This window comes from Nesterenkonia pannonica, from assembly GCF_019575955.1.
GTDB lineage: Bacteria > Actinomycetota > Actinomycetes > Actinomycetales > Micrococcaceae > Nesterenkonia > Nesterenkonia pannonica.
The window spans coordinates 682,045-695,666 of the sequence record NZ_CP080575.1 but is presented as its reverse complement, the minus strand read 5'-3'; the positions used below and the strand labels follow the sequence as shown (position 1 = coordinate 695,666).

Here is a 13,622-nt window from a genome sequence, read left to right as displayed (position 1 = left end):
GCGGTGGACGTTGCCGGTTAAGGTATCGCTAATGGTTACGGGTGACGTGCGCAGCAAGGTGGACCGGCTCTGGGATGCGTTTTGGTCCGGTGGTATATCGAACCCTCTAGAGGTGATCGAGCAGATTACCTATCTGCTGTTCATCCGCAGGCTGGATGAACTGCATTCTTTGAGACTCAAACGGGCCCAACGGACTGGCGAACCGGTGGAGAACCCGATCTTCTCCGCAGACCAGGATCATCTGCGCTGGTCGAAGCTGAAGGAGCTGGATCCAGGCACGATGCACCAGGTGATGGCGGAGGAGGTCTTCCCGTTCCTTCGTGCCTTGGGTGACAATCAGTCGTCGGCTGGGGCTTCCACGTATTCGGACCATATGCGGGATGCCCGGTTCACGGTGCCGACGGCTGCGCTGCTGGGCCGTGTGGTGGACATGGTGGATGGGATCCCTATGGAGAACAGGGATGCGACGGGTGACTTGTATGAGTACATGCTGTCGAAGATCGCGACGTCGGGCACGAATGGGCAGTTCCGGACGCCGCGGCACATCATCGAGACGATGGTGGCGATGATGGACCCGAAGCCTGGGGACCGGATTATTGACCCTGCGTGCGGTACGGCTGGTTTCTTGGTGAGCGCGGCTGATCACATTCGTGAGCATTACTCAGCGGAGCTGATGCGCCCGGAGAACCGTGAGCAGTTCCATGCGCAGATGTTCCATGGCTACGACTTTGATTCGACGATGCTGCGGATCGGGTCGATGAACATGATGCTGCACGGGGTGGAATCCCCGGATATCCGGTACCGGGATTCGTTGTCTGAGGGGGCTGTTGGGGAGTCTGAGGACTTCACGATGGTGCTGGCGAATCCACCGTTCGCCTAAGCAGCCTGGACTATGAGTCGACGTCGCAAGATCTGCTCTCGGTGGTGAAGACGAAGAAGACTGAGCTGCTGTTCATGGCATTGTTCCTGCGCCTGCTGGCTCCAGGTGGCCGGGCTGCGGTGATTGTGCCCGACGGTGTGCTGTTCAGTTCCTCTAAGGCGCATAAGAACCTGCGACGAACCTTGGTGGAGGACCAGAAATTGGAGGCTGTGGTGAAGCTTCCTTCGGGGGTGTTCAAGCCGTATGCCGGTGTGTCCACGGCGATCCTGTTCTTCACCAAGACCGATACCGCTGGCAGCGAGTCCTCCACAGACCAGGTGTGGTTCTACGACGTCGCGGCGGATGGTCTGAGCCTGGATGACAAGCGTCAGCCGCTGCTGGATGTGGAGAAGCTCGGACCCCACGCTGAGATCGACGATGCCGAGCACGCCAAGAACAATCTGCCGGATCTGGTCCGCAGGTGGCGGGAGAAGGACGACGCCGAGCGTGAGCGCGCCCGTACAGATCAGTCCTTCACTGTGCCGCGTGAGGAGGTCGCTTCGAACGATTACGACCTCTCCATCAACCGCTACAAGGAGGTCGCTTTCGAGGAGGAGGAGCACGAGGACCCGCTGGAGATTATCGCCGAGCTAGAGAAGCTCGACGAGGAAATCCGACAAGGCCTCGCCGACCTCAAGGAGACCCTGAAGTGAGCGGTGCTGCCGAAACGCTGCGCATTGGCGACGTACTCGAGGAGTTCAAGGAGACTTTCGGCGCTTCCACGGACGATGCTCCCGTCCTGACCCTGACGGAGCACAACGGCTTCGTTCCTCAAGAAGAACGCTTCAACAAGCGTCTCGCGACCACCGACGTTTCGAGGTACAAGGTCATCCGCCACGAAGACTTCGCTTTCAACCCATACCTGCTCTGGGCTGGTGCGCTCGCGCAGAATGATCGCTTCGACGTTGGGGTGATCTCTCCGCTGTACCCGACATTCCGCGTGCGAGACGGGTTCGATTCCTCGTACCTGCGCCACATCCTTCTGTCCCCCTCAATGGTTCAGAAGTTCGACACCATCGCATTCGGATCGGTTCCTCGGCGCAAGCGATCATCCGTCAAGGACTTCCTGAATCTCCAGCTTCCGGCGGTCCCACCCCTCCCGAACAACGCCGTATCGCCGCCATCCTCGACAAGGTCACAAGTCTCCGCTCAAGAGCTGACTCGGCACCGGAACTTTTCGATGCGCTCATCGTCGCGGAGTTTCGTAGACGATTCGCCTCTACAAAGAGGATCTCCCCTAGGAGATCTCGTCACAGTTCAAAGCGGCTCTACTCCCAGCCGCAAACAGCCTCACTATTACGGCGGATCTACTCCCTGGATCAAGACCGGAGAGGTGAGTGGAGTGATTAGTGAGACGGAGGAACACGTCACTGAAGCTGGAATCGAGGCCTCATCCCTACGGATTTTCCCTCCGGGATCTGTGGTCATCGCCATGTACGGACAAGGAAAGACACGCGGCCAAAGTGGGCTCCTGGCGATCCCTCAACGACGAACCAGGCCTGTGCAGTCATTCCTCCTAACGGCCATTTCGTCCCCGAGTTTCTTCACGCGCAACTCAAGATCGGCTATGACCGGCTTCGCGCCCTAGGCCAAGGCGGAACGCAACCGAACTTGAGTGCCAAGCTCGTCAAGAGCTTCCCAGTGTTAGTACCTCCACGGGAAGCGCAACAGCATTACGCCCACTGGCTTTCCACCCTGGAGCAACAGCGTGAACTGTACGTTCACAAGCGAACGGCCCTGAACACGGTAAGCGCCTCCCTACAGTCCCGCGCGTTCCGCGGCGAACTCTGACCCATGGCGGTCCCTGAATCAGACCTGAAGCTGATCGCCGCCTGGTGTGAAGAGCACACCCCTGAGTATGTTCGGGACCAGGTGTGGACCGACTACGACGTCACCCACGCGATGTGGACATCATGGGGTGCTTAAGCCGGACTGGATAGACCCGCAGAACCGCCCGACCATGCGGTTCCCCGTCGCCCTCTGCGGTACACCACCCGCACCGGGCTGTGGACCATCTACTGGCGGGACCGGAACCTGATGTTCCACCTCCACGGATCCTCCCGCCCCATCCTCAACGCCCGTGAAGTCCTTGCCTTCCTCGACGAACCCGACAGCGCCGTCTTCTGGGGATGAGTCAGGCGAAGAAAGAAGTGCCTCATGAGTGACACAATCCGCAGCTGGCCTCTGTACGCCGTCCTCGATCTCCGTGACCGTGATGGGGTGCACCTCGGGCCAGTCACCGAAGGCGACAAGTCGAGCATCGCATACCCCCACCCGAAGAGTTCTCATCGCTCCCTCTGCCCGACGAGATCCGTGACGTGATGAGCTTCTGGTTCAACGAACTGCAGCGCGAAGTCGAGGCAGCCAACGGCCGCGAACAACGGTGCTGTCCCCGTGTCGGCAGGCCGCATGGAATGGCGCCTGGTACTCCACAACAAAACCTCCGCATCGGGCCGCCCGACTTCACCCTCAGAGCTGAGACTGTCTGCCCCGACCCGCCTCGAATCAGCTCTCCTCGAGGCCCGCGCTGCGATAGATCGAACTAAGCCAACCATCTGCGGAGACGCTTACGCCTCTTATAGTGTCAACGGCCTTCAGCAGCGCCTGCGAAACCGGGGACAGCCTGCGAGACATACGAGGCAGGGCTCGAGCGATCGTCTCCATCTGCTCCAAATCTGAATCAGGAGCCCGCTGGTCGATTGTTCCAGGTCCGCAGCAAGCGTACGCAACTCCGCAGCGGGCACGTCCTGCCCCGTATCATTCGCAATAGCAACGAAAGCAGCAATATCCTGAGTCATCTGGTCCCAGCCCTGCTGAACCTTCGCCGCAGCAGACTCCAACCTCTCCGAGGGCCCCTGCAACGAATGTCGAGCTCGCTCAGCCCAGTTCAGCAGCTCGCGCGCGTTGGCCGTCTTCGACAACGGCTGCTGCGTAGTCGTCATCTGGAACCCGAGGCTTAGCTCCTCAAAAGACTCACCAAACTTGACGAGATCAGCCTCGAAGTTGGACTGAAGCTCTTCAATCGATTCCAGAACCTCCGCTAAATCTCGTGAATCCTCCGGCAGGGGCTCACCCCGTTGTCGGCAAGAGCACTTTGGGCCCGTTCATCCAGAATCCGAGCCAGACCCTCAGCGACGGTAGTAACGGCCGCGAGGTACTCCTGAGAGCCCCGGGGCTTTGCCCGCGCCTCCATCACCTCGATGAAGAACGTGCTGCGTACGCGGTCAAGGACAGGGTCACCGCTCGACTGCTCCCGGAAAGCCCTCGGAGGCGTCCAGATCACAGGCAGAACAAGGTTCGTCGCCTCTGATCGAAGTGGAACATTGGCACGAGCGGCAGCGTCACTGAACTGTACGAACTCTCGGCGGCACCATTCACTGCGGATGTAGGAAGGCGAGATGAATGGAATGAAGAGCGCGGAATCCGCCAGTTCCTTCTCGATCCGCGCCTCAAGATCGTCACCCCAATTCATAAAAGTTGCATCCCAAACGATTTTTGCTGACCATTCGTGCTCGACCTCGAGCACCTCACGGACGTCCTCTACAAACTGGGTGACCTTGCCCTCATAGAGTCCTTCGTTGTCCCGGTGCGCATAGCTGACGAAAATTTGGGTGTCTGAACTTGGTTGGTCATTCTCTGAATACAATGAGGAGCTAGGGCTCATTCCAACCTTTTCAACTTGTTCGGTGTTCGTTCGTTGTGAGTGAAGAGACTCGGGCATAGAAGTAGGCAGGCGGAGATTCTTCCACGCATCCACGTCACGGAGAGCTACCACAGGCAGCGACCACAAGTCCTCACCGAATTTCGCAGGAGAGCCTGCCGGAGAGATGACGAAACCGCGCGCGAAACGGTCAGGATACTGCTCACGGAAGTTTCGAATCCCGTTGAAATCCTGTGTGCGAGGTTTCAACGAGGACTTCATCTCGATGGCTGTGAGCGATCCGTCCGTTGCCTCGATAACAAGGTCGACTTCCTTCGTTCTGCCCTTCCGCGTATCGCGCCAGTGGTAAAGAGCCACACCCTGAGTCGACCACGTCAGATGCGCACGCAATTGCTGAGCAACGAATGCTTCGAAGAGGTGCCCTCGCTGATCGTCATCAAGCTGTTCATAAGACTGAGCAGCAAGCCACTCAGCACTGAGCGACGTATCAGCAGGATAGAGTTTCGCCGTCACACGAGATGACGTCTTGGACGAGCGCAGAAAGTTGGGAAGCTCATGAGTCAAGAACCGCCTCTCAATACATCGAGGTAGCGGTTGACGCTTCTGGGGTCGATCCCAAGCATGTCGGCAATGGTCTTCGCTTTGACCTCTTCGGCAGGCTTGCGGAGAACGTAATCCAGCACCCGTTTCGCATTCGTGAGGTCAAACCTCTCCCCGGGAGCACATCATCCGTGAGAATTGCCTCCACACCCGCCCGAATTCTGCTGGATCGCTGCCGACGCGCACTGCGGCTCTCATCGAGCCGGTTGTAGGGCATCCCACCTTCCCAGAGGCCCGCTTTCCACCACGACGGATCTTCGACCAGCGCATTGAGTTGGGGCTCTTGAGTAATCAACGCATCAACTACAGACCAAGGCCCAGCACCAGAGGACTGAGAATCCTCAAGAGAATGGATCTCGGCCTCAGTCAGAGGTTCGAGGCGAATACGCTGTGCTCGCCTCGCCAGAGGATCACTGCCCCGAATCCCTTCCGACCGATTTCGGCTGATCCCGTGAGAAGCCCGCTCAATTGGTCCTGTCGTTCATCGAGGAGGCGCTTTAGCGCCAACTGCAACTCGGGAGGAGCTGCGCTTCATCAATCGCAAAGGGCTCCGTGAGCGAACGAAGCCAACCGTCGATGTCGGTCTCCGCGGCGTTTCGCACTTCAGGATTCGTCAGTGACTGAACCGTATTGATGTGGCCACGCTCTCGGAGCGCCAACAGCAAGCTCGTCTTACCAATGGCTCGAGCACCCTCGAGAATCACGAGGACTGGTCCCGAAGGGCCTCGACAACGAAAGGCTCGATGAACCGATGCACATACGCCATGCGTAGAGGATCCCGCCAAACACCAAGAAAGTCAACACCTGATGCAAAGAGTTATCAACACACAATGCAGACTTTTAGCAGTGAAGACCACAACTCCAGTTCGCCACACATGGCCTAACCAGGCGGCTGCCAACGCTCACACCATGTCGGGCCGATCAGATAGCGTGAGCTGAGGATCACACCTGGCATTTAGGGAAGCGTGGCGGGGCCCAGCAACTTCGCGTTCATCGAGCAGGAATGGCCGCAGATCTACCAGTCGAGCCTGCGCGCCGAGGAGTACATCCGCACGGATCCGCGTGCCGCCTGCTTCCACGCCCGCTATGCCACCGAGCAGCTGATCCAGCACATCTACAACTGGGCCCGCCTTCCCGAGCCCTACCGCGACGACCTCGCCGCCCAAATCCACGCCGACGCCTTCGTCCAACGCGCTGGCCAGGCCATCGTCCAGAAGTTGAACCTCATTCGGAAGGTCGGCAACCAGGCCGTACACAGCCACAACCAGATCCGCCCGGACATCGCCCTGCAGGTTCTTCGCGACCTCCACTACGTCATGCTCTGGGGCGCCCAGCACTACTCAAGCGTCCCGCATCAAGTGCCCACCGCCGCGAGCTTCAACACTGAGATAGCTGCCAAAAGGCAGCCCATGCACTACGGAGACCTCCAGAAGCTCGCAATCAAGATCCAGAAAGAGCAGCAGAGCTATAAGGCGCAGCTCGAAGAGTCCGCCGCCAAGAACGCAGAGCTAGAAGCCGAGCTGGAAACGCTCCGTGCAGCCCACGCCGCCGCAGCGCAGAGCGAACAGGCCCAGCAGGCCACTGCGGTCTTTGACGAGCGTGACCCGGACGAGCGCAGCACCCGTCTCTACCAGATTGATGTGGACCTCAAGCTGCTGGGTGGCGCCTCGAAGGTCCCGATGTCGCCGACGCTGACGCAACCCGCGAACACCGGGTCACCGGCATGCCCGACGCCACCGGGGCATGCACCGCTACCGGCTTTGTGGACTACGTGCTGTGGTCAGATGACGGCCTGCCCCTAGCCGTCGTCGAGGCTAAACGCACCCTCCGCAAAGCAGAGGTGGGCCAGGAACAGGCCAAGCTCTACGCCGACGGGATCGAACGCGACTACGGTCAGCGCCCCTCATCTTCTACACCAACGGCTACCGGACCATGCTGTGGGATGACACCGCCTTCGGCCTCAAGGGATACCCGCCGCGCCGAGTCGACGGGTTCCTCACCAAAACCGACCTGCAGTGGCGCATCCGTTCCCGCACCGCCCGGAAGCCGCTGGCTGAGACCGCCATCAATGACAGCATCGCAGGTCGGCCATACCAAGAGAGGATGATTCGGAGTGTGGGCCAGCAGTTCGCCCAGATGCGACGCCGGTCCCTGCTGGTGATGGCCACCGGCACCGGCAAAACCCGTACCGTGATCGCCCTGGCCGATCAAATGATGCGAGCTTAGCTGGGCTAAACGAGTGCTGTTTCTGGCCGACCGCGTAGCCCTCGTGAACCAGGCAGTCGATGCCTTTCGGCAGAACCTGCCCGACGCTCCCCGATCAATCTCGTCACCGAGAAGAACACCGACGGTCGAGTCTTCGTCTGCACCTACCCGACCATGATGAACCTGCTGAAGCCCGAAGAGAGAATGTTCGGGCCTGGGTTCTTCGACCTGGTCATCGTGGACGAGGCACACCGTTCCATCTATGCCTCCTACAGGTCCCTCTTCGACTACTTCGACGCTCACCTCGTGGGACTCACAGCCACGCCAGTCGAAGACGTGCACCGCAGCACATTCGAGTTCTTCGGCCAGGAGAACGGCGTGCCCACCGACACCTACCCCCTCGAGGAAGCCATCGCGAAAGGATGGTTAGTTCCCTACATCCCTCGGGCCGCCGAAACGCAGTTCCTCAGCCACGGGATGCGGTACGACGAGATGTCCGAGGACGACCGAGAACAGTGGGAGGCCCTGGAATGGACGGATCCCGGCACCGACGAGGCGGGACTGATCCCCGAGGTGGTCCGCAAGCAGGACATGAACCGCAAGGTGCTCAACAGGGACACGAACAACAAAGTGCTGGCGACCCTCATGGAGGAAGGCATCCATGTGGTAAGCGGGGACGTGCTGGGCAAGACGATCATCTTCGCCCAGAACCAGGAGCACGCCTACGCCCTCTACGAGAGCTTCACTGAGCAGTACCCGCATTTGGGCGGCAACTTCGCACGAGTCATTACGCATGAGGTCGAGCGGGTCCAAGAGCTCATCAGAGATTTCTCAAAGCAGGACTCCGAACCGCAGATCGCCATCACCGTCGACATGCTCGACACCGGCATCGACGTCCCATCCGTGGTGAATCTGGTGTTCTTCAAGACCGTGTACTCCAAGGCCAAGTTCTGGCAGATGGTGGGCCGTGGCACACGGCTCTGTGAGAACCTCTTCGGTCCCGACCAGGACAAGGAGAACTTCCTCATCCTCGACTTCGGGGACAACCTCGCGTTCTTCGACGAAGACCGAGAAGAGAAGCCGCGTCCCCGCCCAAAGTCTCTCAGCGAACGTCTTTTCGAGTCACGTCTGCGCCTCCTGAACTCCCTGGATGAGGGGCCCGGCGCAGCCCTCTTAGCCGACCACCGAAAAACACTCCGGGAACATGTCCTGGAGAGCACACTGCAGCACCTGCGGGGCATGAACCCGGACTTTGTCCAAGTGCGTCCCCACCGAGAACTGCTCGTGCAGTACACCCCCGCAGCAAGTGGCGGCACATCAATGCGGCGGAAGTTCAGCAGCTCTCGCAGACGTTTGGTCCGCTTCCCTCAACCTCCGCCCAGGAGAAGGAGGAGGCAAAGAGCTTCGACTACACGATCCTTCAGGCCCAAACGGCGCAAGTGGAAGGCGATGCCGAACTGTTCGCTGCCCAGCGGAACAAGATCCAAGACATCGCCGAAGACCTTCTGACTCGCAGGAGCATCCCGGCGGTCGACCAGCACACACCGCTCCTTCAGGACCTTCAGGATGATGCCTGGTGGGCTGGGGCAGACTCCGTACGGCTGGAGAAGGTACGAACAACCCTGCGCAACATCGTCCACTATGTCGAGCCCCGAACATGGACGCCCGTCCACACGAACTTCGAGGACACCGACGTCACGGTCGCTGAGGCCTTCCTGAGGCATACAACGCCTAAGCAACAGACCTGGCCCGGTTCCGCCAGAAAGCGGAGCAGTTCCTTCAGAAGCACCTCAACCATGTGGCGCTGCAGCGTGTTCGGTTCAACCGGCAGCTCACTGCTCAGGACATCCAGGTCCTCGAGGAGATGCTGGTGGATTCGGGCGTCGGCACTCGGGAAGACGTCGAAGCTGCTGCCCAAGAGGCTGACGGTCTCGGCCTCTTCATCCGCAGAATCGTTGGCGTAGAGAGGGAGGTCGCCCGGGAGGCTTTCGCCCAGTTCATCCAGGGTGCAAACTTCTCTGCTGAACAGCTGCGGTTCATCGAGTTGATCGTGGACTACCTCTCAGTGAACGGCGCAATGAAGGCGGCTTCCCTCTACCAGTCGCCCTTCACGGACTACGCACCGAACGGGCCCGACGAAGTGCTCGGAGAAGATCGCGTGGACACCGTCGTCACGATCCTGGAGGACTTCCGGGACCGAGCCCTCGCCGCCTGAACACCTGATGTACGGTCACGCGCTGGGGCGACCCTGCTTCCAATAGCCCATGAACGAGACCTGCCCCGGAGAGGCCGATCTCCTTCACCAGGTGCCGCGCAGTCCGGTGATGACGCCGGACTCGCCGGCCAGCCACGCGTACTCGCGGAACCCCTCAGGCTCGGCGACCTCCCACACGGGGTCCTCAGGAGACAGCTCCCGGTAGTCCTTCGACGCAGCAGGCGCCCCGACGGGGACAGCCCCGGCGCCCAGGCAGCCCGGCGCGCCTCGAAGATGATGCTGCGGCGCCTGCCCCAGTCCTGCACCGCAGGGCCGAGCAGCTCGCCCAAGGGCGCACCATCCCGCGGAAGCCAGCGCACCACCACCCCCGAGGGCGGGTTGACCTCCAGCACATCATCGGCCGTGGGCACCTCGATATAGGCCTCGCCGAAGAACACTCGGGCCTCATCCGAGGCCGCCAGGGACTCCAAGATGGCGCAGATGGCGGGCGCGGCCGTCTCGTCCCCGGCGAGCATCACCTCACGAGCGGTCCCGGGGTTCCATTCGATGCCGCCGCTTACCTGCTCCGACCGGCGGTCAGGGCCGATGACGATCAGCTCATCGCCCACCGCCGCGGAAGCCGCCCAGGACGACGCTGGACCCATGCTGCCGTCGGGCTCCTCATGGAGAACGAAGTCCATATCCACTTCGCGGCTCAGGGGACGAGCCGCCCGGACCGTATAGGTGCGGATCGGGTTGCGCTCCTCCTCCGGAAGCTGCCGCCAGACGGTGTACCACTCCATCATCGGCCGGGCTTAGCTCATCGAAGAGGCCCAGCTCGGGGTAGGTGCCGTCGGGACACGGCAGGAACAGCTTGATCCGCTGGTCCCATGCGGGCACCGGATCGGCCGGAGCCGCCGCTGCCAGTCCGCTCACGGCAGAGGGACCGAAGTCGACAAGAGACTCCCTGTGACGGTGACGCGCACAAAGTGGGCGCTCAGGCGGGAGACCCGCGCCACCGTGGTGAGGTAGGCGCGGGTCGCGAACACAGCAGCCACGGCGGCGGGCGAGGGCATCAGTCCAGGTTCTCGACGGCCTCGGCGAGCTGCTCCGGCAGCTCGTCCAGCACCACGTCGATGCTCAGCGGGGAACCCGCGGAGAATGCCATGACGAGATCCCCGTCATCGGGCAGCAGCACCGCACGGTCCTCCTCGACGACGTCCAGGGAGGACAGCAGCGGGTCCTCCTCAAGCTCCTCAAGGGTGTAGCCGATGGGGAAGAGGACGGCGACCTCAGCGTCGAGCACCTCCACCTGCTCCTCGGAGACGTCGGCGAAGAAGCCCTGGTTGGGCTCCATGTCCGCGGCAGGGCCGTACATCTGGAAGCCGAGCTCCTCCATGACATCCCAGCGCATGTCCCCGCTGTAGCTCAGCCCGTAGGCCTCGCCGAACTTGGACCCGGTGACCGCCTCCACTCCGTCGAACTCCGGGTGCTCCTCGCGTGCGGCCGCGAAGCTCTCCTCAGTGTCGGCGACGAGCTGCTCACCCTCCTCCGAGAGGCCCAGGGCGTCGGCGATCAGCTGAGTGTGGCTCTCCCAGCCGGGGTTGAAGTTCTCCGCCCCTCAGGCCCGGAGACCGTCGGCGCGATCTCGGAGAGCCGGTTGTACTCGTCCTCCTCGTAGCCGGAGTTCACGTTGAGGATCAGGTCCGGCTCCATGGCCTGAATCTGCTCGTAGTCCAGCTCCTCGTCAGAGCGTGGGATCACCTCCGGATCACCTTCGATGAGGTCAGCGGCCCAGGGCCCCACGCCGTGGGTCTCCTCGCCGAAGCCGAGCCAGTCGTGCACAGCGATGGGCTCCACGCCAGTGCCAGCGCCACCTCAGCGTCGGACCAGCCGAGGGCGACGACGCGCAGCTCGCCGTCCTCCGGCAGCTCGACCTCTGTGGTGCCGTACATGTGCTCGGCCGTCGCCGTGCCTGTGCCGGCGCCCTCGTCGCCGGTCTCCTCAGCAGCGTCGGTGTCACCGCCGCCGCAGGCCGTCAGCGTCAGGGCCAGGGCCGCGACGCCGGCGATGAGCGGGTGAGCATTCTTCATGGGGTTCTCCTTCAAGGTGGCAGCCCGTGGTGCGCGGACCGGGTGATGCTGGGTGCGAAGCTTCAGGACAGGATCAGCGGGGCCGGGCGAACCGCAGCGGGAGCACGCGGGATGACGAGCGGGCGGCCGGTCTCAGGGTCTTCGATGATGCGGGCCTCGACCCCGAAGACGCTGCTGACCAGCTCCGAGGTGGCCACCTCGTGAGGGTGTCCCTGGGCGACGATGCGGCCCTCATGCATCGCCACCACGTGTGTGGCGTACCGCAGCGCCTGGTTCAGGTCGTGCAGCACGGCGACCATGGTGCGTCCCTGCTGCTGCAGGCGGGTGCACAGCTCCAGGACTTCGATCTGGTGCGCAATGTCCAAGAACGTGGTGGGCTCATCGAGCAGCAGAAGCGGGGTCTGCTGAGCCAGCGCCATAGCGATCCATACCCGTTGGCGCTGGCCCCGGAGAGCTCGTCGACGGGGCGTGAGGCCAGGTCCGCGGTGCCGGTCAGCTCCAGTGCCTCAGCCACGGCCCGCTCGTCCTCAGCGCTCCACCGGCGCAGCAGGCTCTGGTGCGGATGCCGCCCCGGGAGACCAGGTCGGCGACGACGATGCCGTCGGGAGCCGTGGAGGACTGGGGCAGCAGGCCGATGGTCCGCGCCAGCTCCTTGGCGGGCCGGGCGAGGATGGCCTGCCCGTCCAGGAGCACATGCCCGGCGGTGGGACGGATGAGCCGAGCCAGGCTCCGCAGCAGAGTCGACTTGCCGCAGGCGTTGGGCCCCATGATGACGGTGAAGGAGCCTTCCGGGATCTGCACGCTGAGATCCTCGAGCACGGCCCGCTGGTCGTATCCGGCACTGAGCTGCTCCGTCTCCAGGCGGTGGTGGGCTGCTGTCATGCCGTCCTCCTTCTGCTCATGCTGATGAGAAGCCAGACCAGGTATGCCCCGCCGAGGATCAGCGTCACGACGCCGACGGGAAGGTTGGTAAGCATCGGCTCCGTGCGCGCGACGGCGTCTGCGGCCGTCAGCAGCAGCGCACCCATCGCTGCGGCCGGGATGAGCTGGACGCTCCTGCGCCGGTCAGGCGAAGCGCCACCTGGGGAGCCACCAGCGCGATGAACGCGATCGGTCCCGCCCCGGCCGTCACCGCCGCCACCAGCAGCACACCGCAGACGAATTGGACCAGACGCACACGCTCGGCGCGGATCCCCAGAGCGGAGGCGGTGTCATCGCCCATCTCGATCAGGGTCATGTCGCGCGCATGCGCCAGCATCACAGGGAAGGTCACCGCACAGAGCGCCAGCAGAGGCGCTGCGTGCGCCCAGCCCACTGTGTTGACCGACCCGGCTCCCCAGCTGGCGACCGACATAGCCGTCTCAAGATCGAGCACCGTGACGAGGTAGGTGTTGAGCGCACCCAGGAAGATGCTGATGCCGATGCCCACGAGGATCAGGCGCATGCCCGTCGCACCCATGCCGCCGGCGCTGCGTCGGACCGCCAGCAGATAGACGGCGACGCCGGTGCCGAGTCCGCCGACGACGGCGGCGATGGGGGCGGTCCAGATGCTTAAGCGAGGCCGATGGAGGCCGCCACGAGCACCCCGGTGTAGGCGCCGGTGGAGAAGCCGATGATGTCCGGGCTGCCCAGGGGATTCCGGGTCTGGGATTGGAAGACTGCCCCGGCCACGGCGAGCGCGGCCCCGCCGACCAGGGTGAAGACCACTCGCGGGGCGCGCCAGTCGAGGATGACGCGTGCGGTGCCGTCGTCCGCCTGCCCGGTGAAGGCGGCGAGCGCTTCGGCGGCGCCCAGTGATGCGGATCCGCTGATGAGGTTCCACCAGCCGACGCCGGCGGCGACTGCCGTGACGATGAGGAGGACGACGAGGGTGCGCAGGTGCAGCCGTGCGCTTCGCCCGCCGCTGCGCAGCGTGAGCAGCCCGGGGACCGTCATCTGCTGGGTGGGATC

At 62.6% G+C, this 13,622-nt stretch carries 18 protein-coding genes and 2 pseudogenes; 10 read left to right on the top strand and 10 right to left on the bottom strand.

Annotated elements, in window-relative coordinates:
* Window positions 1-46 precede the first annotated feature (46 nt).
* The 6 genes from K0H76_RS05340 to K0H76_RS05315 all read left to right on the top strand — a co-directional run bounded on the left by K0H76_RS05340 (window position 47) and on the right by K0H76_RS05315 (window position 3,241).
* The gene (locus tag K0H76_RS05340) at window positions 47-880 is read left to right on the top strand and encodes a type I restriction-modification system subunit M (protein WP_258934727.1); all 834 of its coding nucleotides are present in this window, start codon (window positions 47-49) and stop codon (window positions 878-880) included.
* 44 nt (window positions 881-924) lie between these two features.
* On the top strand, window positions 925-1,572 hold the full coding sequence (locus K0H76_RS05335) for an SAM-dependent methyltransferase (RefSeq protein ID WP_258934726.1): 648 nt from the start codon (window positions 925-927) through the stop codon (window positions 1,570-1,572).
* Window positions 1,569-2,507 carry a hypothetical protein gene (locus K0H76_RS05330; protein ID WP_258934725.1) on the top strand — a complete coding sequence of 313 codons (939 nt, stop codon included), beginning with the start codon at window positions 1,569-1,571 and terminating at the stop codon, window positions 2,505-2,507. Before K0H76_RS05335 ends, K0H76_RS05330 begins: the two co-directional genes overlap by 4 nt.
* 206 nt (window positions 2,508-2,713) lie before the next feature.
* Window positions 2,714-2,845 (top strand): hypothetical protein, encoded by a 132-nt coding sequence (locus K0H76_RS05325; RefSeq protein WP_258934724.1) that lies wholly within the window; start codon window positions 2,714-2,716, stop codon window positions 2,843-2,845.
* Between the two features lie 111 nt (window positions 2,846-2,956).
* Window positions 2,957-3,052, top strand: coding sequence for a hypothetical protein (locus K0H76_RS05320; protein ID WP_258934723.1), 96 nt, complete (start codon window positions 2,957-2,959; stop codon window positions 3,050-3,052).
* A 24-nt stretch (window positions 3,053-3,076) separates the two neighbouring features.
* Window positions 3,077-3,241 carry a hypothetical protein gene (locus tag K0H76_RS05315; RefSeq protein WP_258934722.1) on the top strand — a complete coding sequence of 55 codons (165 nt, stop codon included), beginning with the start codon at window positions 3,077-3,079 and terminating at the stop codon, window positions 3,239-3,241.
* Window positions 3,242-3,959: 718 nt separating this feature from the next.
* On the opposite strand, the gene K0H76_RS05310 is transcribed toward K0H76_RS05315, so the two are convergent.
* Window positions 3,960-5,144, bottom strand: a complete 1,185-nt coding sequence (locus K0H76_RS05310; RefSeq protein WP_258934721.1) for a DUF4143 domain-containing protein — start codon at window positions 5,142-5,144, stop codon at window positions 3,960-3,962.
* Window positions 5,141-5,263 (bottom strand): hypothetical protein, encoded by a 123-nt coding sequence (locus K0H76_RS05305; RefSeq protein ID WP_258934720.1) that lies wholly within the window; start codon window positions 5,261-5,263, stop codon window positions 5,141-5,143. Before K0H76_RS05305 ends, K0H76_RS05310 begins: the two co-directional genes overlap by 4 nt.
* 882 nt (window positions 5,264-6,145) lie before the next feature.
* Between K0H76_RS05305 and K0H76_RS05300 the strand changes: the two genes are divergently transcribed.
* The 4 genes from K0H76_RS05300 (at window position 6,146) to K0H76_RS05285 (ending at window position 9,600) form a co-directional block, all read left to right on the top strand.
* Entirely contained in the window at window positions 6,146-6,982 is an 837-nt protein-coding gene (locus K0H76_RS05300) for a DUF4145 domain-containing protein (protein ID WP_258934719.1), read from the top strand.
* Window positions 6,983-7,112: 130 nt separating this feature from the next.
* Window positions 7,113-7,406: a DEAD/DEAH box helicase family protein gene (locus K0H76_RS05295; protein WP_258934718.1), complete on the top strand. Its 294-nt coding sequence runs from the start codon at window positions 7,113-7,115 to the stop codon at window positions 7,404-7,406.
* 153 nt (window positions 7,407-7,559) lie between these two features.
* Window positions 7,560-8,894 carry a DEAD/DEAH box helicase family protein gene (locus tag K0H76_RS05290; RefSeq protein ID WP_258934717.1) on the top strand — a complete coding sequence of 445 codons (1,335 nt, stop codon included), beginning with the start codon at window positions 7,560-7,562 and terminating at the stop codon, window positions 8,892-8,894.
* A 289-nt stretch (window positions 8,895-9,183) separates the two neighbouring features.
* Window positions 9,184-9,600 carry a hypothetical protein gene (locus K0H76_RS05285; RefSeq protein ID WP_258934716.1) on the top strand — a complete coding sequence of 139 codons (417 nt, stop codon included), beginning with the start codon at window positions 9,184-9,186 and terminating at the stop codon, window positions 9,598-9,600.
* Here the strand turns inward: K0H76_RS05285 and K0H76_RS05280 are convergent.
* From K0H76_RS05280 to K0H76_RS05245, 8 genes and pseudogenes are all read right to left on the bottom strand, one after another.
* Window positions 9,501-10,385 carry a siderophore-interacting protein gene (locus K0H76_RS05280; protein WP_258934715.1) on the bottom strand — a complete coding sequence of 295 codons (885 nt, stop codon included), beginning with the start codon at window positions 10,383-10,385 and terminating at the stop codon, window positions 9,501-9,503. The genes K0H76_RS05285 and K0H76_RS05280 overlap by 100 nt on opposite strands.
* A gap of 126 nt (window positions 10,386-10,511) precedes the next feature.
* Window positions 10,512-10,655, bottom strand: coding sequence for a hypothetical protein (locus K0H76_RS05275; RefSeq protein WP_258934714.1), 144 nt, complete (start codon window positions 10,653-10,655; stop codon window positions 10,512-10,514).
* Window positions 10,655-11,143, bottom strand: coding sequence for a hypothetical protein (locus K0H76_RS05270; RefSeq protein WP_258935338.1), 489 nt, complete (start codon window positions 11,141-11,143; stop codon window positions 10,655-10,657). The genes K0H76_RS05275 and K0H76_RS05270 overlap by 1 nt, the downstream gene beginning before the upstream one ends.
* A gap of 11 nt (window positions 11,144-11,154) precedes the next feature.
* The gene (locus K0H76_RS05265) at window positions 11,155-11,343 is read right to left on the bottom strand and encodes an ABC transporter substrate-binding protein (protein ID WP_258934713.1); all 189 of its coding nucleotides are present in this window, start codon (window positions 11,341-11,343) and stop codon (window positions 11,155-11,157) included.
* Complete coding sequence (locus K0H76_RS05260) at window positions 11,340-11,672, bottom strand: hypothetical protein (protein ID WP_258934712.1); 333 nt, start codon at window positions 11,670-11,672, stop codon at window positions 11,340-11,342. The genes K0H76_RS05265 and K0H76_RS05260 overlap by 4 nt, the downstream gene beginning before the upstream one ends.
* Window positions 11,673-11,734: 62 nt before the next feature.
* A pseudogene (locus K0H76_RS05255) lies at window positions 11,735-12,554 on the bottom strand (ABC transporter ATP-binding protein).
* Window positions 12,551-13,206: pseudogene (locus K0H76_RS05250) on the bottom strand (iron chelate uptake ABC transporter family permease subunit). Before K0H76_RS05250 ends, K0H76_RS05255 begins: the two co-directional pseudogenes overlap by 4 nt.
* A 17-nt stretch (window positions 13,207-13,223) precedes the next feature.
* Complete coding sequence (locus tag K0H76_RS05245) at window positions 13,224-13,607, bottom strand: iron chelate uptake ABC transporter family permease subunit (RefSeq protein ID WP_258934711.1); 384 nt, start codon at window positions 13,605-13,607, stop codon at window positions 13,224-13,226.
* Window positions 13,608-13,622: the final 15 nt, after the last annotated feature.